General features: G+C 58.9%; 17 protein-coding genes. 7 read left to right on the top strand and 10 right to left on the bottom strand.

Annotated elements, in window-relative coordinates; translation table 11 throughout:
* The first annotated feature begins 288 nt into the window (after positions 1 to 288).
* Positions 289 to 3,765, top strand: a complete 3,477-nt coding sequence (locus tag SLW75_RS16130) for a dermonecrotic toxin domain-containing protein (protein ID WP_410934912.1) — start codon at positions 289 to 291, stop codon at positions 3,763 to 3,765.
* On the opposite strand, the gene SLW75_RS16125 is transcribed toward SLW75_RS16130, so the two are convergent.
* A complete protein-coding gene (locus tag SLW75_RS16125; protein WP_065991882.1) occupies positions 3,762 to 4,565 on the bottom strand; it encodes a SirB1 family protein in 804 nt (267 codons plus the stop codon). The genes SLW75_RS16130 and SLW75_RS16125 overlap by 4 nt on opposite strands.
* Before the next feature lie 195 nt (positions 4,566 to 4,760).
* Here SLW75_RS16125 and SLW75_RS16120 point away from each other — a divergent pair, with 195 nt between their 5' ends.
* Positions 4,761 to 5,783 (top strand): Glu/Leu/Phe/Val dehydrogenase family protein, encoded by a 1,023-nt coding sequence (locus SLW75_RS16120; RefSeq protein WP_065991883.1) that lies wholly within the window; start codon positions 4,761 to 4,763, stop codon positions 5,781 to 5,783.
* 55 nt (positions 5,784 to 5,838) lie between these two features.
* Here SLW75_RS16120 and SLW75_RS16115 read toward each other — a convergent pair whose 3' ends face one another.
* Complete coding sequence (locus SLW75_RS16115) at positions 5,839 to 6,105, bottom strand: YebG family protein (RefSeq protein WP_065991884.1); 267 nt, start codon at positions 6,103 to 6,105, stop codon at positions 5,839 to 5,841.
* Positions 6,106 to 6,553: 448 nt separating this feature from the next.
* Between SLW75_RS16115 and SLW75_RS16110 the strand changes: the two genes are divergently transcribed.
* Positions 6,554 to 6,973, top strand: coding sequence for a phosphate-starvation-inducible protein PsiE (locus tag SLW75_RS16110; RefSeq protein WP_410928410.1), 420 nt, complete (start codon positions 6,554 to 6,556; stop codon positions 6,971 to 6,973).
* Positions 6,974 to 7,129: 156 nt separating this feature from the next.
* Here the strand turns inward: SLW75_RS16110 and SLW75_RS16105 are convergent, their stop codons facing one another.
* From SLW75_RS16105 to SLW75_RS16085, 5 genes are all read right to left on the bottom strand, one after another.
* On the bottom strand, positions 7,130 to 7,438 hold the full coding sequence (locus SLW75_RS16105; protein ID WP_065991887.1) for a hypothetical protein: 309 nt from the start codon (positions 7,436 to 7,438) through the stop codon (positions 7,130 to 7,132).
* An 8-nt stretch (positions 7,439 to 7,446) separates the two neighbouring features.
* Positions 7,447 to 8,892, bottom strand: a complete 1,446-nt coding sequence (locus tag SLW75_RS16100; protein ID WP_410934911.1) for a DUF6861 domain-containing protein — start codon at positions 8,890 to 8,892, stop codon at positions 7,447 to 7,449.
* Positions 8,893 to 9,235: 343 nt separating this feature from the next.
* Positions 9,236 to 9,580, bottom strand: coding sequence for a YXWGXW repeat-containing protein (locus SLW75_RS16095; RefSeq protein WP_074884139.1), 345 nt, complete (start codon positions 9,578 to 9,580; stop codon positions 9,236 to 9,238).
* Positions 9,581 to 9,827: 247 nt separating this feature from the next.
* Positions 9,828 to 10,157: a DUF3509 domain-containing protein gene (locus tag SLW75_RS16090; protein ID WP_410934910.1), complete on the bottom strand. Its 330-nt coding sequence runs from the start codon at positions 10,155 to 10,157 to the stop codon at positions 9,828 to 9,830.
* A 540-nt stretch (positions 10,158 to 10,697) separates the two neighbouring features.
* Entirely contained in the window at positions 10,698 to 11,120 is a 423-nt protein-coding gene (locus tag SLW75_RS16085) for an HPF/RaiA family ribosome-associated protein (protein WP_065991892.1), read from the bottom strand.
* 293 nt (positions 11,121 to 11,413) lie between these two features.
* Here SLW75_RS16085 and SLW75_RS16080 point away from each other — a divergent pair, with 293 nt between their 5' ends.
* Genes SLW75_RS16080 through SLW75_RS16070 form a run of 3 tightly spaced genes read left to right on the top strand, consistent with a single transcriptional unit; the run spans position 11,414 to position 15,429 of the window.
* Complete coding sequence (locus tag SLW75_RS16080) at positions 11,414 to 12,019, top strand: RNA polymerase sigma factor (RefSeq protein WP_410934909.1); 606 nt, start codon at positions 11,414 to 11,416, stop codon at positions 12,017 to 12,019.
* Positions 12,016 to 12,999 (top strand): FecR family protein, encoded by a 984-nt coding sequence (locus tag SLW75_RS16075; protein ID WP_410934908.1) that lies wholly within the window; start codon positions 12,016 to 12,018, stop codon positions 12,997 to 12,999. Before SLW75_RS16080 ends, SLW75_RS16075 begins: the two co-directional genes overlap by 4 nt.
* Positions 13,000 to 13,047: 48 nt before the next feature.
* Positions 13,048 to 15,429: a TonB-dependent siderophore receptor gene (locus tag SLW75_RS16070; RefSeq protein WP_410934907.1), complete on the top strand. Its 2,382-nt coding sequence runs from the start codon at positions 13,048 to 13,050 to the stop codon at positions 15,427 to 15,429.
* Here SLW75_RS16070 and SLW75_RS16065 read toward each other — a convergent pair.
* Positions 15,426 to 16,304 carry a helix-turn-helix domain-containing protein gene (locus SLW75_RS16065; protein WP_410934906.1) on the bottom strand — a complete coding sequence of 293 codons (879 nt, stop codon included), beginning with the start codon at positions 16,302 to 16,304 and terminating at the stop codon, positions 15,426 to 15,428. The two genes, SLW75_RS16070 and SLW75_RS16065, sit on opposite strands and share 4 nt — an antisense overlap.
* 133 nt (positions 16,305 to 16,437) lie before the next feature.
* Here SLW75_RS16065 and SLW75_RS16060 point away from each other — a divergent pair, with 133 nt between their 5' ends.
* On the top strand, positions 16,438 to 17,337 hold the full coding sequence (locus SLW75_RS16060; protein WP_065991895.1) for a DMT family transporter: 900 nt from the start codon (positions 16,438 to 16,440) through the stop codon (positions 17,335 to 17,337).
* A 60-nt stretch (positions 17,338 to 17,397) separates the two neighbouring features.
* Here the strand turns inward: SLW75_RS16060 and SLW75_RS16055 are convergent, their stop codons facing one another.
* Together SLW75_RS16055 and SLW75_RS16050 are read right to left on the bottom strand one after the other, a co-directional pair.
* Positions 17,398 to 18,372, bottom strand: coding sequence for a 2-hydroxyacid dehydrogenase (locus SLW75_RS16055; protein WP_410928418.1), 975 nt, complete (start codon positions 18,370 to 18,372; stop codon positions 17,398 to 17,400).
* A gap of 105 nt (positions 18,373 to 18,477) precedes the next feature.
* The gene (locus tag SLW75_RS16050) at positions 18,478 to 19,425 is read right to left on the bottom strand and encodes a LysR family transcriptional regulator (protein WP_133772022.1); all 948 of its coding nucleotides are present in this window, start codon (positions 19,423 to 19,425) and stop codon (positions 18,478 to 18,480) included.
* Position 19,426: the final 1 nt, after the last annotated feature.

Raw genomic sequence — 19,426 nt, 5'->3', positions numbered from 1 at the left:
CAGACTTCAAACCCTCAACTTTGAATGCGCCCATCGATGTTTTCGGGGGCCGCAGACGGCTGGATTTCCGCTGTGCACTCTGACATATCAACAGTAGGAGAAGACTCCAGTCAGTCGAGTACGGTGTTCATTTCCTGCGAACTGCGTCCGTTCAGCCTCATGAGCCAAGCAATATGTACCGCTTACCAAGCTGAGCAAACGTCGGAAAATAGCCCGCTCGAACCGCTCACGTTGTACCCATTGGCCGGATGCCGGTGGGCGTGACGGTTCTTTATCGGAGCTGTATCCATGAATGATCTATCTGCTGCAATTCCCTTCAATAACCAAAGTGCGCTTCAGCAGCACGCCACCACCCGGCACTTTCTCGCCTTTACCACGGCGTGCTCGCAATGCACCTCGGTACTGGACAAGCTCCCCTCGCTTCGTGATGTCGCTTTTGACCGCCTTTCAAGCTTTCTGCGCGGGAATGTATCAGTGTGGAACCCGGACATTATTTTTCTGAACACCGCGTCCGCGTCCGGAGCGGTGCAAAGTTCGCGTTCACTTACTGATGCCCTGATTCAGGCGATGACGCAAGGGGCCAGCGCCTTCGATCAAGATTCCCAACGCCTGTATTACCGCCACGACAGCACCGAGGTGCAGCACCTGGTGGCAGAAAAAGATTTCTCCACGATCAAAAGTATTTTTGGCCAAGTGCTGGCGATGTTTCCCGGGGCTTATCACGCGGCGCTTGGCTGGGCATGGGACAGCCGTGAGCATTCCCCGGCGGGCGGCAAAAGTGCGGCGCGCCACGAAATCGTCAGTGCGCATCATCATTCGGCACTCAAGCACGACATTGAGTTTCAGGTTATTGAGCAGCGACTCAACGACGAGGAAAAAAAACGCCTGCTGCATGCATTGAGTCACCAACCCACTGGCGGGCTTTTCAAGATATCCCTGCGTCTGCCGCGCGAAATGAAAGCGCCGCTGCTCTCGGTCTTCGCGGTCGCGCGGGATGAACAGGCGGTCGATGTCCGCCACGCCTCCGGACCCTGTTATCTGGTCATGGCCGCAGGCGGAGTTGAGCGGTATGACTCTTTTTCTGAGCTCAACAGCCAGCTGGCTCGGCGACTGTCCTGGCCATCGGGTAAGGAGCCGTTGCTGAAGAACCTTTATTTATCGGATCTTGCGGGATTGCCCGAAAATCATGTTTTCGGCAACGACGATCTTGAATACGAGCCTTGTATCGAGCCACTGCTGCACTGCCATGTTCAGGGACTTCGTAACAAGCAGGCCATGGACTTCGAGTTTCTGGTGCAACAGGCCAGAGCGAACAGCGAGGGCAATCACACCTTTTTGAAAAAAGTCAGTGAAGTGCAGGTGTGTGCTCATATTGATGAAGGGATGGGGCACCGGTTCAGGAGCCTTTCCATTCGTGCCGAGGACCTCACTCAGCCTCAATGGCTTAAATACGCGGCCCCCGAGAAGCGCGAGCACTATGCGAACCTCAATAACCAATTCAGCGAACGCAAGCGTGCAGTTGATGCGCTGTTTGAGGGGCTGGAATCGTTGGAAGTATTTGCCCGTCATGAGATTGATCGCTATGTGCGCAGGCATCTGGGCTATTCGATCGACGCGCAGCAAATAATGATCAGCGTGCCGGATGAGTTCGACCTTCAGGGCGGCACTTTTTCGGTGAACCACCGCAAGTCGCTGCTTGATTTCGCGATGCATGGCCTGCCGGCAGTTTCAGGTCCCGGCAAGGTGATGGTCCCTGTTGCGTATTCGAATCCTGCGTTTACATTCGAGTTTGTGAAAACAATGCTTGATGAGCTGGATGTGCAGCGCCGTTACCTGCAGCGGCTCAGGGCGCAGTTTACCCATGAGGAGACCTTGCGAGCCCTGACCCACAGGCGAGACGCCGCGTTGGCGCTGAGTGCTTGGGCTGCTGTGCTGCAAGGCCATCTGATGGACGACCGAAGCCAGGACCTCATCCATCTGGTGCGCGCCGACATTATTCAAGACGGTGCAGTGATGACGCTGGGCAGCCTGAAACTGGCTGTCAACGGCATGCGCTTCAAAGATCTGCTGGTGTTCCGTAAGCAGGATGCGGCAGGCGACGATCATTACGTTCTTTACGCACCCGGTGCGCCAGGCGGCCAGGATATGTTCGGGTTCAGCTCGTGGCGCCAGTTGTCCTTCGAAGTCGGCAGCTGGCTGGCGACCGATGCGGGCGGCAATTATGTGCAAGACCAGACGGCTTTAACCGCCGAGGCTGACCATTCCGATTTTCTGGAAAAAGTTCGTCTCAAGGGCACGTTGTGGGGTGAGTCCAGTGTCGTTTTCCATGAGCTGGAAGGGGACAACTTCGAAGATCGTCTCTCAGATGCAATTCGTCATAAGGTCGACCGGACGCTGACTCGGGATGATGCTGATTTGTTGGGGTTCACCATGGAAACTGCTTATGCGAACCGTGGCGCCCTTGCATTGCTTGATCATCGGGTCAGCGAACTGAACAAGGCGTTTGTGCACACAACGCAGGCGATGGTGTCTTTCGAGCAATTCGCCAGGAGCGAAGGCAGCAAGCTGCTCAATGATTACATTGCCAGCCAAGGCATCAACGAGCGCGTCGATACCGATACGCTCTTCGTGGATCTGGAGAACGCTGCGTACGTCGCGAATCCGGACTTCAGTGCGTACACGCGGCTGAGGTCCTTGACCAGCCTGTTCATGGAAGGGTTTTCCGACCAGTACGCTTTTACTCCTGCGGCGCCGATGTACTCCTCGGTAGGGCAGGACCTCAGGGCGCTGCCCTTGTACTTCGTCCAACGAGTGGACAAATCGTTGCGGGAAGCGGCGTTGGGTGAGCGTTACATCCAGTGGATCAGGAGAGAGTTCCTGGACACCTCTCACGAGCAGTATCGCTATCGCAGGGCGTTATTTGGCAGGCGTCTGCAGTTCGATATGCGCTCAGCTGCGATGCGAGAATTTTTGAAAGGCAATTTATCCACTGCGCAATATCAATGGTTGGTGCCATTGATTGTTTCGCTGGATAAGCAGGTGCTCGACAAAAACGAGGGGCTGCAACGCCGTATCAGCCGCAGCAGCGCTTCAATGTTCCGCTTTGCCGGTTACATTGTTCAAGGCGTTTATATGCTCCGGGATTTCAGCTCCTCGGATGGCGACTTCAATCTGTTATATACCCCTGATGCTCCCGATGGCGTCAGCTTCCGAAAGGTGACCGACTACGTGCAACTTATGCGCTCGCCTGCCATGCGCCACTATTACTACCTTCGTGTTCCCTACAAAGGACAGCCGAGTGTGGGGTCTCGTTTCGACGCCATGGACCGCAATCTCCCGGTGCAGTGGGTCCGCGTTGAAAACAGGGAGCACCAGAATACCGATCGAATCACTGACATCCATGAACTTTACAACGAACAAATCAGTCGCATCATTGCCGATGTCGATGCTCAGACCAAAAGCCGGACGAAGCGCTGGCTCGAGAAGGTTTATTCGGTTGTAAGGTTACTCGGCTCCGTGCTGCTGATGCCGTTTCCCGGTGGAGCGCTTGCATGGACAGTGCTTCACACCGCCATCGATATACAACGAGGCTTGCTCGCCTATCACGACGGAGACCGCGCGACCGCGTCCTGGTTTTTTGGATCTGCTGTCTTTGGATCAATACTGGGAGGCACCGGCGTCAAGACAGTCCTGACTCATGATAAGGCACTGGTCATCAAAGTCGGTCAGTGGGCGGTAAAAAAACTGGCAGCCCAGACCGTTTAATGGATGGCGCGCCCACTCGGCAGAGACTGCAGACGCTGCGTCAGGCGCAACTTCTGCAACGGGTCATCACTCAACATCAACGCATGCTCCAGGTCGAAACGTTCGGCCTGGGGGCAGTCCAGATGCTGGTACAGGCTGGCACGGGCGAGGTAATCGCTGGTGCTGGCCTGGCCCAGTTCCATCACGCGGGTTGCGTCTTTAAGTGCCGCGAGCAAATCATCGTTTAACTGATGCAGATAGCGCAGGTTTCGCGAGAGGCGTTGAAGCATGGCTGCAGGCGTCGCGGTTTTCATGTGCTCAGCCTTGAGCGGCATGTCCGCGCCGAACTGACGCAGGAGCAACTCACGGCAGTCCTTGGGGTAGAGCCTGCGTCCGCCGCATGGGTCCAGGGTATGGTCGGCGCTGGGCACCCGCAGCAGAAAATGCCCCGGGAAGTTCACGCCTTCGAGGGGAATCTCCAGTCGCTTCGCTATTTCCAGCGCAACCAGCGCCAGCCCCAGCGGCTGGCCGCGATGACGTTCAAGCACTTTGTGAATCAAGGCAGCCTGGGGTTTGGGCTGAGCGGCATCGTCTTGCTGGAACCCCAGCGTCGCCAGTTGCCGAAGCAAGGGCTGGGCAAGCTCGGCGACCGGCAATAAAGGTAATGCCGCACTGACACTGCGCTCCAGCGCGGCGAGCTGATCGCGAATAACCTTAACATCAACTTCCCCGTCGTGCTCCGCAGCGATCCATACCGCAGCGTCGAATGTGGAGGGCGGGTTCCGTTCTAGACAGGCAATGCATTGCTGGCGCGGATTCATCGACTTCTCCGGCAGGATAAGACGGCTGAGAAGAACTAAAGGATGACTCTGTTTTAGCCTTGGCCGCTGCCTTCGTCCAGCGTTGATTCATCGCGCGTGGCCAACAGCAGTCCGTCGTCCGGATCCGCTCGGCCCGACCTTCTTTTTTTCATTCAGCGCCTATACTCGCCAGTACGAAAAAGGGGAGCAGTGCCCATGTTCGCTCTCATGCAAAGCTCACGCGTGCAATCACTGCACATGATGGTTGAGCCGCGCACCGGCCTGAAAGCGGTGATCGCGATCCACAGCAGCCAGAAAGGTCCGGCGATGGGGGGCTGTCGCTACCTCTCCTACCCAAACGAAGAGAGCGCCATCGAGGACGCCATCCAGCTGGCAAGGAACATGAGCTACAAAGCCGTGCTCGCCGGATTGTCATTGGGCGGTGGAACGGCCGTGATCATGCGCCCGGCCCACGTGCCTGATCGCGCTGCCCTGTTCGAGGCGTTCGGACGGTTCGTGCAGACCCTTGACGGACGTTATGTCACGGCCATGGACAGTGGCACTTCCAGAGAGGACATGGACTGCATAGCCCAATCCACTCAGCATGTCACCGGCACCACGGCGGTCGGCGACTCTTCTGCGCACACCGCATTGGGTTTGTACGCGGGGATTCGGACCACGGCCATGGCCAGGCTGGGCAGCGATAACCTTGAAGGTTTGCGCGTGGCCATTCAGGGATTGGGGCATGTGGGTTATGCGCTCGCGGAACAGCTCCATGGGGCGGGCGCCGAGTTGTTGGTCGCAGATCTGGACAGCGGCAAGGTGCAACTCGCCATGGAGCAATTGGGCGCCAAGCCGATTGCCAGCGAAGCGTTGCTCAGCACGCCTTGCGACATCCTTGCGCCGTGCGGGCTGGGCGGCGTACTCAACAGCCACAGTGTCACCAAGTTGCGCTGCGCCGCCGTCGCGGGTGGCGCCAATAACCAGCTGAGCTGTGCCGCGATCGCCGACCAACTGGAAGCCCGCGGCATTCTGTATGCCCCGGATTACGTGATCAATTCCGGTGGCCTGATCTATGTCGCACTGCATCATCAGGGGCAAAGCCCGGGCAACATCACCGCGCATCTGTCTCAGATCGGCACGCGGCTGACCGAGGTGTTCGCCCATGCGCAAGCTGAAAAGCGCTCACCCGCGCGGGTGGCGGATGAGCTGGCAGAACGGCTGCTGGACATGGAGTGAATCGCCTTCGTGGCAAATCTGCCTCAACTGGCTGAAGCCAAAGTCGCTGGGCTGATTACTCAGCCTGCTCCGCCGCGGGTGCCAGCTCGTTGAGGGCAAGGGCGTTGCTCTTGAAAGCGGCAGCGAAGACGGCGCGGTTCTTCGCCATGAAAATACTGGCGTCTTCAGCGTGTTTTTCGGAGAGCCCGGCGACGTTCTTCATCAGCACATCGGTGAGCAGCTCTGCCAGTTCCAGCATCTGATCATGGGCATCGGCGAGTTTGCGGTCCACGAACGTAGTCTCCAAATCACGGGTACTGCGGTAAAGGGTTTCAACAGCCATTGTTGGCCTCGTCGTCATTTCCAGAGTTGTAAGGGATCAGCCCGGGCGCTCAACGCTTCGGCCGACGGATGATGCAAAGACAGCGTGCTCCGTCTTTTTACTGTGTATTTATACAGTGCGCAGCATAGGTGAATCGCCTCGGCTTGGGTAGGGGGTGAGCGCTCACTTTTTTTACCAGGCGCAGCCTTGCGACATCTGGTCACGTTCTCAACCTTAGCCGATGGCCCTATTAATGCTTGCCTACAACCAGGCTGCGCACGGGCAAATCGTCATGCGCGCGGCGCATCATCCCGTCCGGATCACCCAAGGAAGTACATCGTGAACATCAACGCGGCCAACGCCCTGCGTCGACAGATCCACCGCTGCGCTCAATCGCAGCGCTCGTTATGAACACTTTTGTTTTGGTCAGGGGAGGTGAGGGATGGCTGGTGTGAGATGGGCAGATCGAATGCGGGCGAAGCTTCACGGCGGCGCCAACAGCCTGGGTAATCTGGCCGTTGAAGCGTTTCACTATCTGGCGCTGTTCGGTATTGGGGCGGTCACCGCATACGCCGCTATAAAAGCGTTCATCGGCATGCTCGGGCAGGACTACATCGCGGTGGACGATATTCTGCTGTTGTTCATCTACCTCGAACTGGGCGCGATGGTCGGCATCTATTTCAAGACCAACCACATGCCGCTGCGCTTCTTGCTCTACATCGGGGTGACCGCTTTGATTCGCTTGCTGATCAGCGACGTGTCGCATCACAAAGCGCCGGATTTGGGGATCATTTATGTCTGCGGCGGCGTGCTGTTGCTGGCGTTCTCGATTTTGGTGGTGAGGTATTCCTCGTCGAGGTATCCGTCGGTGCAGGAGAAAGTGGAGTAGGGATGGGATGAGTCCTTATTGTTTAGGACTCATCTACCGTTTGCCCGGCATAGGTCTTGGCTTTTGGTAGGTATGCGGTTAGCAGCCAACGCCGAGAAGTCACGGTACGTTTCCGCAGCGTTCATATCGGTCCACGATTGCCCGGATATAGCTCTTTTACATTCTTGCCTTTTTAGCAATTTCTTCTACCATTTTGAGCATGTCACGGCCTTCGATAAGTTCTATATAGAAATTGCTATACGCTCCAGAGAGATCACGATATTTTCGGAGGTTTGATTCATCCATAATTCGATGACCTGGTATGTCTCGTGCTTCGACCTGGGTATTAATCTCACCTCGCTCGGCGGCCGATATTAAAGGCTCCATATGCTCATACAACGCGAGTGCTGCCGGTTCCTTTTCTTTATACCGTTCTAATTGCTTGCGTAACTCGATTGCGGTCTGTTTCAGCGCTAGTATGTCCATACTGATTCCTAATTGTCGATTTCGCCAATGAGCTTTGCTGCGGACCATTCTTGCCGATTAGGCACTAAATATTGTGCCGCCCCGCCTGTTCTGGTGATTCTCCCGCCGAATTCCACTGTCGGTGCAACCGTGCTCTTGAAAACTTCGGTGGGCTGCAGTGGCGTAATTTCAAACACGTGATATCTAGCATTTTCACTCGTAACCGGTAAGCCGAGTGCATCCGCTAGAGTTTTATCGGATTTAGCCGCCGCTTGCAATTCTTCCATTGTGGTGAAGAATGGTGAGTAGGCAGAGACGCTTTCTTCTGTCACAGGTACGATTTTCACAAGCGGTGTTGTAATGCTGGTGGTGACCGGTACGGTACTTCCTGAGGCTACATGACTGATGGCTCTTTCCAAAATATCTGGAAATGGTAACTCAGGGTCTGCCTTTGCGATTTTAGCTATATATTTTTGTCCGTCAACGCTTTGCAGATAATCACGGACCTGCTGGTTACTTAAGCCCTTTGGCTCAAGTGTCTTCACAGAGTTTCGTTTATGCTCGACTGACACGAACTCTGGGTCTTGCTTGGCGTAAAAGTCACGCATTTTACTTTCCCGCGCCAGCTGCTCGACTGAAGTGACCCCCCTGATCTGTAATTCAGGATGTCCCAAAAGGTTCTCTTCGTTTTTTGTGAGCCATTCAACGATTGGTTTGCTGGAAACATCTGCTCGTAGCTTGGCACTCCTCGTCGCGATACTTTCCAAACTGTTGGATACCCCCGCTCTCATCTGCCCTCGAGTGAGATAAGTGACAATAGCCATCAGTAATAGCAAGACCAATTGCTCTTGCCCTTGGGCCAGCAGCCGAGCTGCGCGCTCTATGCGGTCTTGGATCATCGCAGCGGAACCGCCAGTGGGGTCAAGGCCTGGATCTTTCAAGCCGTCTTCAGCTTGCCACGCAGTGCATAGCCCTTCGTATATCGTCGATAGGCATGGCCCGATACCTGCCGAGAAATAACCAGCGATTGCATATAACCCAAGCGCTGCCATGATCAAGTTTCCGACCTGCAACCCTACACTTGCGCCGATTGCCGCACCGGGCAAGGCTCCAGCACCTAAAGCAAGTGAGCCGGCTGCGCCACCCATCGCAGCTCCCATCATTACGCTGCCGCCCACGATCATCACAACTTCCTGCAACAGCTTAATCAACTCCGGCAGAATTTCCTCAATATTGATCGACGCCCATTTGCGCCGAATGTTCATCTGCATGATGGGGGAGGATAAGTCCAGCGCGTGGCGAACATTATCGATCCTATGCCCACTCACGTATCCGTAGGCTTGAGTTGCGCCGTTACTGATGCGGCGGGTGAAGCCGTTCCAGCCGTCATCAACGCCCTGAGTCAGCTCACTGAATTTTTGGTCGAGGTTTCGCTCCATGTCGCCCCAGCCAGGTAAATTAGCGAAAAAATCCATTTAGCGGTTAGGTCTCCATTGTTGGGCGGCATTTACGCCCAGATGGTGGCCCGACAGGACCACGGCATGCCGCTAATTTAGGACTACAGCCGCAAGAAGACAACTGAGAGTGGATCCTGTCCTTCGCCATTAGCGCTACGACCAGTGATGCTTCAAGCAGTCGGCAGGTTGCTGCAGCGGCGACCGAGATACTTTGCAAGATGGGATGGTCGTTCGGTACAAACTTGCCTCTCCCTTGTAATCGCCGCTTGCAATCAGCGAGCTGTTTTACGATGAGCTATCCACCAGCGAATCCAAAAAAAATGCCCCGTCTAAACGGGGCATTTTCACGTGCGAAGAACGGTCAGTTCACCCACACCCCAACATGGTAATGCCAGCCATCGCCTCGACTTTCCCAGTACGGATGTTGATAACGATAGCCAGGCCGTACCGCTTCCCAGTGGCCGTGTTCGGCGACGTAGCGGTTGCCGTTCCAGCGCCAGTAGCCGCGGGACCAGACATAGCCCGGGCGCGGAGCCGGTTCTTCTTCGATGACGCGCACGGGCGGCGCTTGTGGGGCGACGACTTCGACGTATTCGGCGCGGGGCGCGGGTCGGTCGACCACTCGGCGTTCGTGCACCACTCTTTCTTCCACGCAGCCGGTCGCGAGCGCCAGCGCGCCAATCAGCGCTATGTATCGTAGAGACATATCGTCACCTCAGACTTGTCCAGACTCTGCTGCTCGCCGTTGTTGTGTAACGGGGCAGCCGGCTTGCTACAGGTTTGTTGCTACAGGTTTGTTGTAGCAGGTGCTTTCTGTCTGAGGGCTGAATCGGCGGGCATTACAGGGACGTTGGCGATCGTCGGCGGGGGACGGAGCGGGTTGAGAATGATGCCGCGAAAAGACTGCGCTGGAGAGGCAATCACTATCGCCTCATGCCCTGCGCATCAAAAAATCAGAGGCCGGCAGTCAACTGCGGACGGCCGAGGAAGCGGGTTCGGGTAGGCGGAGGCGAGAGTTGTTTGAGGTCGCCATCCGTCATGGCCGCCAGGATCTTGATGGCGCTATGGCCTTGTTCGATGGCGATGCCGAACTGGATGCTTTCGATCAAACGGCGCAGCCGCTTGGGCGAGTTGCGTTGCTCGGCACTGATCAGCCGTTTGGCGACCACACCTGACTCATTCGACAGCGTCAGCATGAGGGTCCCGTCGAGGCCCTGGATACTCAGGTTGACCCGGTAGTCGGGATGGAAGGCGTCGGTGATCAGTTGAAAAGGGTTATCCATGGCCTGTTACCTGTTAACGATCTGCATGAATTGACTGGGGGTGAATCCCTTTAGTTCTCGAAGCCGATCAACGGTTAATGATTCCTGCCCTGGCCGCGCTCGCTGAAATCGCGGTGATTTCCATCAGTGGTCCGTTGAAACGTCGTCGTATTGAGCGAGTCACTGCGTCCGAGGCCAGCAGGCCTGCGGCGTGCAGGTGAGGTGTAAGCTCGACGATACAAAGCTTGCAGGGTTTGGGCCACAACGGACGAAAGGTGTAAATGGTCCCGATCGCTGGACCCAAGGGCCCGGAAACGAGAAGCAGGTCATGGTTTCAGCGTCCGTCTTGTACTGGCCAAGGGCTTGGCCCATTCCCGCTCGGCACCATTTGCGCGCCTCATGCGTTCTTTGTGTGCGAAAGGTCGGCCACTTGAATCGGCCACCCGTTTAGCGCGGCTCACCATTCAAGCGCTGGTTGCCTAATGACGGCGCAAAAAAAAGGGCGGGCCCGTTTCCAGGCTCGCCCCTCTTTCAGTCGCTCAGTGTTTCATAGCTGCTGCATCAGCCGTGCAACGCTTCGTCCTTCTCGAGAAATTCTTCTTCGAGCAACGCGTCAGCACTGACCGGCTCGTCATCCAGATCGCTTTCAATCACCGGAGCCGCGCCGCGTTTGTTGCCGCGCAGTTTTCCGAAAAGATGTTCCAGGGCGTGGTCCAGTTTGACCGCTGCGCCATCCACTGCCTGATCGATCGAATCGGCCTTGTGGGTCACAGAAATGGGTTGGTGTCCTTTTGGCCGGGCTTCCATCTGGCAGCGGATGTCATGCGGGCCTGGCTTGTCGCCGTTTTCGTCGTTGATGTGGACCTCAACGCGGGTCAGATCCTCTTCGTATCGTTCGAGCGTAGTTTCAACCGTGGTTCGTACCCACTCCTCCAGACGGACGCTGTTTTCGATGTGGTTATCGCTGTTGACCTGGATTTGCATAGTTCTTCCCTTACTTTGGCTTGCTCGGGAGAGTCTGGACGAGGTGTTTTTCGTCTGCCCTCATTCACAGTGTTGGCGCCGATCCCCGAACAATTCAACCCCTTGGAACCGAGAATATATTTCGCGAAAGGGGGAACTCGACCGGCAAGTCCAGTTTTGCTGGGCCGCGCCTTTTTGGGGGCAACCTTCGGCCGCTGCAGATTTGTTGCGAGATTCGTCGGACATCTTTTGCGCATGAGAATATTTATCATTAATATCGCGCCTCGCATCCTCCCCCAGCCCGTGCCTGAATCATGATCGATCCGCCTCCTTCCTTGAACTCAGCGTGCCAGGACCTCGACCACGAGGCTCCGAAGGCTGCACGCGCGCGGTTTCTGGAGGTGTTTCTGTCCCAGCGTCCGCAAATGGAGGCGCTGGTCAGCCGTAGGGTGGGTTGCCGGGCGACGGCGGCGGATCTGGTGCAGGACTTGTTTCTCAGGTTCTGGCGGCGTCCGCTGGTGCAGGTCGAGGAGCTCAACACCTACCTGCTGCGCTGTGCTGGCAATATCGCCATTGACCATCTGCGCAATGAAAGCACCCGCGCCCGGCTCAGCGATGAGCGGCTGCCGGAATCGCACTGGGCCGAGACTGACGAACCCCAAGCGGCGCTGGAAGCAAGCAACGATCTGCGCCACATCGAGACGGCGTTGCGCGGATTGCCGGAGAAAACCCGGCAGATTTTCCTGCTCAACCGAATCCACGGGCGCAAGTACGCCGAAATCGCCAGGGCCATGGGCCTTTCGCAGAGTGCCGTGGAGAAACACATGATGCGCGCCCTGCAGGTCTGCAAGGCGAGCATCAATCAGGACGTCACTCGGGTTGCGCCGCTTGCCGGGAAACCCGGGGGCATACGCCGATGAATACCGTTCCTGATCCGACTGCCGATCCCCATACCATGGCCCTGAATTGGCTCAGTGTGTTGCACAACCAGCCGACGATTGCCGATCAGGCGCGCTTCAGCCGCTGGCTGCACGCTGATCCCGCTCATGCCGAAGCGTACGCCCAGGCTCAGGTCGTGTGGGAACTGAGCGAAGAGCCTGCCGCCACACTGGCCAGCGAAGACGCCGCCGCACTCAATGCCTTGCTGCGGAAAATGAACGCACCCAAGCCGCGCAGGCTGCCGCGCAGGGGAGCGGCGCTGGCGATGGCGGCGTGTCTGGTGCTGATGATCAGCGCGGGGCTGGGCTGGAATCCCCAGCGCTGGGCAGAGGACTTGAATGCCGATTATGTGTCGGCGCCGGGGCAGGTCCGGACGTTGATCCTGTCAGACGGGTCGCAGGTAACGATGGACGCCGACAGCGCAATCGCCGTGCATTTTGGCGACGGAGAGCGGCACGTCGAGTTGCGCCGTGGCGCCGCATTCTTTCAAGTTACTCACACTGGCGAGCCGTTTGTGGTCGATGGCGGACGCGGCGAAACCCGGGTGCTGGGCACGCAATTCGAAGTACGGCTGCAGCCGCCTGGTGCGCAAGTCACTGTGCTGTCGGGACGTGTTGGGGTCAAAGCGGCCGCCGATGCCCCGCAGCAGATCCTGACGGCAGGTCAGCGGGTCCGTTATGACCGTGAGCGAACCGGCGCTCCGCAGTCTGTCGACAGCGAAAGCCAGTTGGCCTGGCGTCAGGGCTGGCTCAATTACGCCCGCGCCCCCCTCGCTGATGTGATCAGCGACCTGAACCGTTATTACCCGGGCCGGATCATTTTGCTCAACGACCAACTGGCCGCGAAGACCATCAGCGGCAGCTTCCCGAGCCGCGATCCGCAGGCCGTGCTGGCGGCGTTGAAATCCGTGGTTGGTTTTGAGCAATACGAAGCGCTCGGGCGGGTCATTGTGATCCGTTGATCGCAGGCGAGTTGTTGAGGTGTATCGCATTCAAACGGGGTGATCGATGTGAGAAGTGGGTTTGGCTTTTCGGTGATAGCGGTCTGGAGCGCCTGCGCTCAGGCAGCCGCGCCGGCCTACGACTTTTCGATTCCGGCCAAACCGCTGTCCCAGTCGCTCAGGGATTTCAGTCGAGTCACAGGGCAGGGGGTTATTTACACCCAGGACGTGCCGTACGCGGTGGATGCCCCGGCATTGATGGGCTCGTTCAGTGCGGAACAGGCGTTACGCATTCTGCTGGGCACGTCTGGCCTCACATTCCGCCGTGCCACAGACGACACCTTCACGCTGCAATCCCGCCCCGTCGAGGGTGCGGTCACCCTTGGCGCGACGCAGATCGACTCCACTCTCAGTGCCGTTTACAGCTATCAGCCGCCTGCAGTGACATCGGTGATGCGCAGCGCGACACCGCGCCTTGAAACCCCGCAGGCGGTCAGCGTTGTTCCGGCGCAGGTGTTGAGGGATCAGGCGCCGCGCAATCTCGACGATGTGCTGGCCAACGTGAGTGGCGTAACCCAGGGCAACACCCTCGGCAGCACACAGGACACGCTGATGAAGCGGGGTTTTGGCGAGAATCGCGACGGTTCGATCATGCGCGACGGGATGCCGGTGGTGCAGGGCCGCAACCTCAATGTCACCGCCGAGCGCGTCGAAGTTCTCAAGGGCCCGGCGTCGCTGTTGTATGGCATTCAGGACCCGGGCGGGGTGATCAATGTGGTCAGCAAGCGTCCGCAGCTACAGTCGGCCAACTCGCTGACGGCACGGGGTTCAAGCTACGGCGCAGGCAAAAACGGCAGCGGCGGAACGTTCGATAGCACCGGCGCGATTGATGGCGCTGAAGGGGCGTCCACCGGGCTGGCATACCGCTTGATCGTTGACCACGAAGACGAAGATTACTGGCGCAATTACGGCGTACACCGTGAATCGCTGATCGCGCCATCGCTCGCCTGGTATGGCGATGACACCGAGGTGCTGGCGTCCTACGAACACCGGGAATTTCTCTCACCGTTTGATCGCGGCACGGCAATCGATCCTCGCACAAACCGTCCGTTGAACATCCCCGCGACCCGGCGTCTGGACGAGCCCTTCAACACAATGGAAGGGCGCTCGGACCTGTATCGATTCGAGGTCGATCACACCTTCGACGACACCTGGAGAGGCCACCTCGGTTACAGCTACAACCGCGAGACCTACGACGCCAGTCAGGTGCGCGTGACCGCCGTCGATCCGGCCACCGGCACGCTGACCCGCTCCATCGACGGGACCGGCAACGCCCTGAGCACCGATCGCTTCACCACGCTCACGTTGAGCGGCGACACCTCGCTGGCGGGGTTGCGGCACGAGGTGCTGATGGGCGTCGACGACGAATACCGCAAAGTCGCGCGCGGTGAGCTGATCCGCCAGAAAAGCCAGAGCACGTTCAGCTACGTGAATCCGGTGTATGGCCAGGAAGCGGAGGGCACTCAGGTCAGTGCGGCGGACAGCCATCAGCTCGATATCCTGCGCAGCGACTCGGTGTTTGCTCAGGACTCCGTGCACCTCACCGATCGCTGGATTTTCGTCGCGGGCGCGCGTTATCAAGTGTTCGATCAGCAGGCTGGCAAAGGCTCGCCGTTCACGCGCAATACCGATTTGAACGGGCAAAAGTGGATTCCCCGAGCGGGCCTCGTTTACCGCTACAGCGATGAGCTTTCGTTGTATGGCAGTTACACCGAGGCGTTCAAGCCCAACTCCAGCATCGCTGCGCTGGCGGGGGGCACCGTGCTGGATTCGGCGACGCTGCCCGAAGAATCGAAAGCGTGGGAGCTGGGTGCCAAGTGGGATTCCTCAGATGGCGTCAGTGCGACGCTGGCGCTGTTCGACATCAGAAAGCGCAACGTGCTGGTGGCGAATTTTGACTCACTGACGGCAGACACGGTGTACACCACGGCGGGTCAAGTGCGCTCGCGGGGCCTGGAGCTGGACGTTAGCGGGCAGCTTTCAGAACGCTGGAGCCTGATTGGCGGTTACGCCTTCACCAACGCCTGGGTGGTTGAAGACCCGACCCTGCAAGGCAACCGCTTACAGAACGTACCCCGGCACAGCGGCTCGGTTTCGGCGGTGTATGACTTTGGCGCGGTGCTGGGCGCAGATCGGCTGCGGACGGGAGCGGGCGCCCACTACGTCGGCGAACGCCCGGGCAATCCGGACAATGATTTTGATCTGCCCGGCTACACCGTCGCCGATGCGTTCGTGACTTACGAAACCCGTCTGGACGGGCAGAAAGTGAAGTTTCAGCTGAACGTGAAAAACCTCTTTGATCGCACCTACTACAGCTCGGCGGTGAGCCGTTATTTCGTGTCCCTGGGGGATTCACGGCAGGTGGTGATCGCGACGACGCTGGAGTTTTAACGCGACTCAAACGCAGCCCGGTATTCGCCCGCCGTCGCGCCGACTGACTGTTTGAACCGGTTGCTGAAGTGGCTGGCACTCGCGAAGCCGCATTCCAGGGCGATCTCGCCTAACGGCTTGCGGGTCGAGCGCAGCAGTTCGCGGGCTCGGTTGAGGCGTCGGGCGAGCAGGTATTGATGGGGCGGCAGGCCGAAGCTTTCGCGGAACATCCGCGCGAAGTGGTATTCCGACAACGCGCACATGCCCGCCAATTGCCCGAGGCTTAACGGCTCGGCCATGTTCAGCTCAATGAACTCCACCAAATGCCGTCGCAGGTGCGGCGCCAGCCCGCCTTTCAAGCGCAACCCTTCACGCAGCCCGACCTGGCGCAGAACCATGTGGTCGAGCAGCTCATGGGCCAGGCTGCTGGTGAGCATGCGCTCGCCGGGCTCTCGCCAATCCATGCGGATCAGGCGATGAAAACGCTCGGCCTGCAGCGGATCATCCAGAAACGTGTGCTCCTGCAACGCCAACTGGCGTGGCTCGCGATCCAGCAGCGTGACGCAGTTGAGGGCGAACTGTTCGGGGCTGATATACAAATGCGCCAGACGGATTTCACCGTTCACCACCCAGGAGGACTGATGGCCGGCGGGCAGCGTGCAGATCTTGTCCGGAGCGCCTTTCTTGCCCGGCTGATCGCGGCGGAATGTTCCCGTGCCGCCGTCGATGTAGCACGACAGCGTGTGGTGCGTCGGCGCATGGTAGTTCTGCGCGTCATGACGGTTGTTCCACAGCGCCGCCATCACCCCGTCGCCCAGAGGCGCGCACTTCTCCAGCTGCGCGTGGGGCGAGCTGTTCAGGGATTGAAAGACCTGGATGGTTTCGAGTGACGACATGGGGACTCCTCTGCGCCTCGCATCCTACTCCGAGCGCTGCCCCCTGCCAGCGGGGTGACGATCAAATGCGCAAGTTTCTGCAAGTGAGGGCAGACCCGCGCCGCCAGACTGAGGCCTCACTGGGGAGCTCGACATGAACATCACGCTGTATCTGCTGACCGTTTTAATCTGGGGCACGACCTGGATCGCCTTGAAACTGCAACTGGGCGAGGTCGCCATCCCGGTGTCGATCGTCTACCGCTTTGGCCTCGCGGCGCTCATCCTCTTCGCCTTGTTGCTAGGGACCGGGAAACTGCAGAAGGTCAATCGCCGCGGGCAGCTCATCTGCCTGGCGCAGGGGCTGTGCCTGTTCTGCGTAAATTTCATGTGCTTCTACACCGCCAGCCAGTGGATTCCGACCGGTCTGGTGGCGGTGGTGTTTTCCACTGCGACATTGTGGAACGCGCTCAACGCCCGAATCTTCTTCAAGCAGCAAATCGCGCGCAACGTCGTGTTGGGCGGCACGCTGGGGCTGATGGGGCTGGCGTGCCTGTTCTGGCCGGAATTGGCCGGGCACAGCGCCAGCCGCGAGACCTTGATCGGTCTAGCGCTGACCCTGCTCGGCACGCTGTGTTTCTCTGCGGGAAACATGCTCTCCAGCCTGCAACAGAAGGCCGGCCTGCGTCCGCTGACCACCAATGCCTACGGCATGCTGTATGGCGCGACGATGCTGTGCGTGTATTGCCTGCTGAGCGGCACGCCGTTCGGGTTTGAGTGGAACGCGCGGTACATCGGCTCGCTGTTGTATCTGGTGGTGCCGGGATCGGTGATTGGCTTTACCGCCTATCTCACCCTGGTCGGCCGCATGGGCCCGGAGCGCGCGGCGTATTGCACGGTGCTGTTCCCGGTGGTGGCGTTGAATGTATCGGCGTTCGCCGAAGGCTATCAATGGACCGCCCCCGCGCTGATGGGGCTGGTGTTGGTGATGGCGGGGAACGTGCTGGTGTTCAGGAAGCCCAGGGTGATTGTGCCTGTGGGGGCGAAGCTGGCTTAAGGCGGGCTGAAACCTTTGATTGTTCCCACTGGGACCGTGGGAACGATCGTCACAGTGAGCTCAGCCCTTCCACACCTGCGCATTCACCAGGTCCTGCGGCTTCTCGCCCAACAGCGCGGCGCGCAGGTTGGCGTAGGCGCGGTCGGCCATGGCCTGACGGGTTTCGTCAGTCGCCGAGCCGATGTGAGGCAGCGTTACCGCATTGCTCAGCGCAAACAGCGGCGATTCAGCCAACGGCTCTTTCTCGTAGACATCCAGGCCGGCGCCGCGAATCGTGCCGTCCTGCAGCGCCTTGATCAGCGCCGGCTCGTCGACGATCGGGCCGCGCGCGATGTTGACCAGAATCGCGCTCTTCTTCATCAGTGACAGCTCACGGGTGCTGATCATGTGCTGGGTCTTTTCGCTGAGCGGCACCACCAGGCAGACGAAATCCGACTCGGCCAGCAACTGATCCAGCGTACGGAATTGCGCGCCCAATTCCTGCTCGATGGCGGTCTTGCGGCTGTTGCCGCTGTACAGGATCGGCATGTTGAAGCCCAGACGACCCCGCCGTGCGACTGCCGCGCCAATATTGCCCATGCCCACAATGCCCAGCGTCTTACCGTAGACGTCGGTGCCAAAATGCGGCGCCTCGATGCTGCGTTTCCAGTGACCGGCTTTGGTGTAGGCGTCCAGTTCGGCGACGCGGCGGGCGCTGCCCATGATCAACGAGAAGCCCAGATCTGCCGTGCTTTCCGTCAGCACGTCGGGGGTGTTGGTCAGCATGACGCCGCGTTCGGTGAGGTAGTCGACGTCGTAGTTGTCGTAACCGACCGAAATGCTCGACACCACTTCCAGCTGCTTTGCATTCTCCAGTTGTTCGCGCCCCAGCTTGCGGCCAGCGCCGATCATGCCGTGGCTGTGGGGCAGGGCTTCGTTGAACTGCGCGTTCAGATCACCCTTTTTCGGGTCGGGGATGATCACGTTGAAGTCTTGCTGCAGGCGCTCGGCCATTTCCGGAGACACGCGGCTGAAGGCAAGGACGGTCTTTTTCATCGGATAGCTTCTCTCGGCAGTTCAGAAGGGCATTGCGTAGCACGCTAACATTCTTGCCGAGGGATTGGCGAGGTGGATGGATACGTTGCCAGGTGGGGCGGAGGGTTAAACCGTCTCCGGCAATACATGGGTCTGCAGGTCCGCTTCATGGGCGGCCATGATTTCCGGCAGCGAGCCGCGCAGGTATTCGACCCAGGTTTTGATCTTCGCATCCAGGTACTGCCGCGACGGGTAGATCGCGTACAGGTTCAGCTCGTGGGACCGGTACTGCGGCAACACCCGCACCAGCGAGCCGTTACGCAATCCTTCGATGGCCGAGTAGATCGGCAGAATCCCGATGCCCATGCCGCTGCTGATCGCCGCCTGCATGGCGTCGGCCGAATTCACCAGAAACGGCGAGTTGCCGATGGTCACGGTTTCTTGGCCTTCGGGGCCGTCGAACGCCCACTTTTCCAGGGGGAACACCGGGCTGACCAGACGCAGGCAAGCATGGTTGAGCAAATCAGCCGGCCGGTGGGCCATGCCGAACGCCTTGATGTAGGCGGGCGAGGCACAAACGATGCTGTAGGTGATGCCCAGTCGCTGGGAGACGAAGCCCGAGTCCGGCAGCTCGCTGGCGAGCACGATGGACACGTCGTAACCCTCTTCGAGCAGGTCCGGGACGCGGTTGGTCATGGTCAGGTCGAACGAGACGTCCGGGTGATTGCGCCGGTAGCGGGCAATCGCGTCGATGACGTAATGCTGGCCCACGCCGGTCATCGAATGGACTTTCAGCTGCCCGGCCGGACGCGCATGGGCGTCGCTGGCTTCGGCTTCCGCCTCTTCGACGTAACCGAGAATCTGCTCGCAGCGCAGCAGGTAACGCTTGCCCGCTTCAGTCAGGGCGATGCGTCGCGTGGTGCGGTTGAGGAGCCGGGTCTGCAGGTGGGCTTCGAGGTTGGAGACAGCGCGCGAAACGTTTGCGGTGGTAGTGTCCAGTTGAGCGGCGGCAGCGGTGAAGCTGCCCGCTTGCGCCACGCAAGTAAAGGCGCGCATGTTTTGCAGAGTGTCCATT

This window comes from Pseudomonas sp. W5-01, assembly GCF_046540435.1.
GTDB classification, from domain to species: Bacteria; Pseudomonadota; Gammaproteobacteria; order Pseudomonadales; family Pseudomonadaceae; genus Aquipseudomonas; species Aquipseudomonas graminis_B.
This window is presented reverse-complemented; position numbering and strand designations above follow the sequence as displayed.

What these genes read in the sequence shown, in the direction of transcription:
- SLW75_RS16095 (WP_074884139.1), bottom strand. Translation starts at nt 9,580, where the DNA reads ATGTCTCTACGATACATAGCGCTGATTGGCGCGCTGGCGCTCGCGACC.
- SLW75_RS16065 (WP_410934906.1), bottom strand. Translation starts at nt 16,304, where the DNA reads ATGTCGTCACTCGAAACCATCCAGGTCTTTCAATCCCTGAACAGCTCG.
- SLW75_RS16110 (WP_410928410.1), top strand. Translation starts at nt 6,554, where the DNA reads ATGCGGGCGAAGCTTCACGGCGGCGCCAACAGCCTGGGTAATCTGGCC.
- SLW75_RS16085 (WP_065991892.1), bottom strand. Translation starts at nt 11,120, where the DNA reads ATGCAAATCCAGGTCAACAGCGATAACCACATCGAAAACAGCGTCCGT.
- SLW75_RS16050 (WP_133772022.1), bottom strand. Translation starts at nt 19,425, where the DNA reads ATGGACACTCTGCAAAACATGCGCGCCTTTACTTGCGTGGCGCAAGCG.
- SLW75_RS16125 (WP_065991882.1), bottom strand. Translation starts at nt 4,565, where the DNA reads ATGAATCCGCGCCAGCAATGCATTGCCTGTCTAGAACGGAACCCGCCC.
- SLW75_RS16120 (WP_065991883.1), top strand. Translation starts at nt 4,761, where the DNA reads ATGTTCGCTCTCATGCAAAGCTCACGCGTGCAATCACTGCACATGATG.
- SLW75_RS16060 (WP_065991895.1), top strand. Translation starts at nt 16,438, where the DNA reads ATGAACATCACGCTGTATCTGCTGACCGTTTTAATCTGGGGCACGACC.
- SLW75_RS16105 (WP_065991887.1), bottom strand. Translation starts at nt 7,438, where the DNA reads ATGGACATACTAGCGCTGAAACAGACCGCAATCGAGTTACGCAAGCAA.
- SLW75_RS16100 (WP_410934911.1), bottom strand. Translation starts at nt 8,892, where the DNA reads ATGGATTTTTTCGCTAATTTACCTGGCTGGGGCGACATGGAGCGAAAC.
- SLW75_RS16090 (WP_410934910.1), bottom strand. Translation starts at nt 10,157, where the DNA reads ATGGATAACCCTTTTCAACTGATCACCGACGCCTTCCATCCCGACTAC.
- SLW75_RS16115 (WP_065991884.1), bottom strand. Translation starts at nt 6,105, where the DNA reads ATGGCTGTTGAAACCCTTTACCGCAGTACCCGTGATTTGGAGACTACG.
- SLW75_RS16130 (WP_410934912.1), top strand. Translation starts at nt 289, where the DNA reads ATGAATGATCTATCTGCTGCAATTCCCTTCAATAACCAAAGTGCGCTT.
- SLW75_RS16080 (WP_410934909.1), top strand. Translation starts at nt 11,414, where the DNA reads ATGATCGATCCGCCTCCTTCCTTGAACTCAGCGTGCCAGGACCTCGAC.
- SLW75_RS16075 (WP_410934908.1), top strand. Translation starts at nt 12,016, where the DNA reads ATGAATACCGTTCCTGATCCGACTGCCGATCCCCATACCATGGCCCTG.
- SLW75_RS16055 (WP_410928418.1), bottom strand. Translation starts at nt 18,372, where the DNA reads ATGAAAAAGACCGTCCTTGCCTTCAGCCGCGTGTCTCCGGAAATGGCC.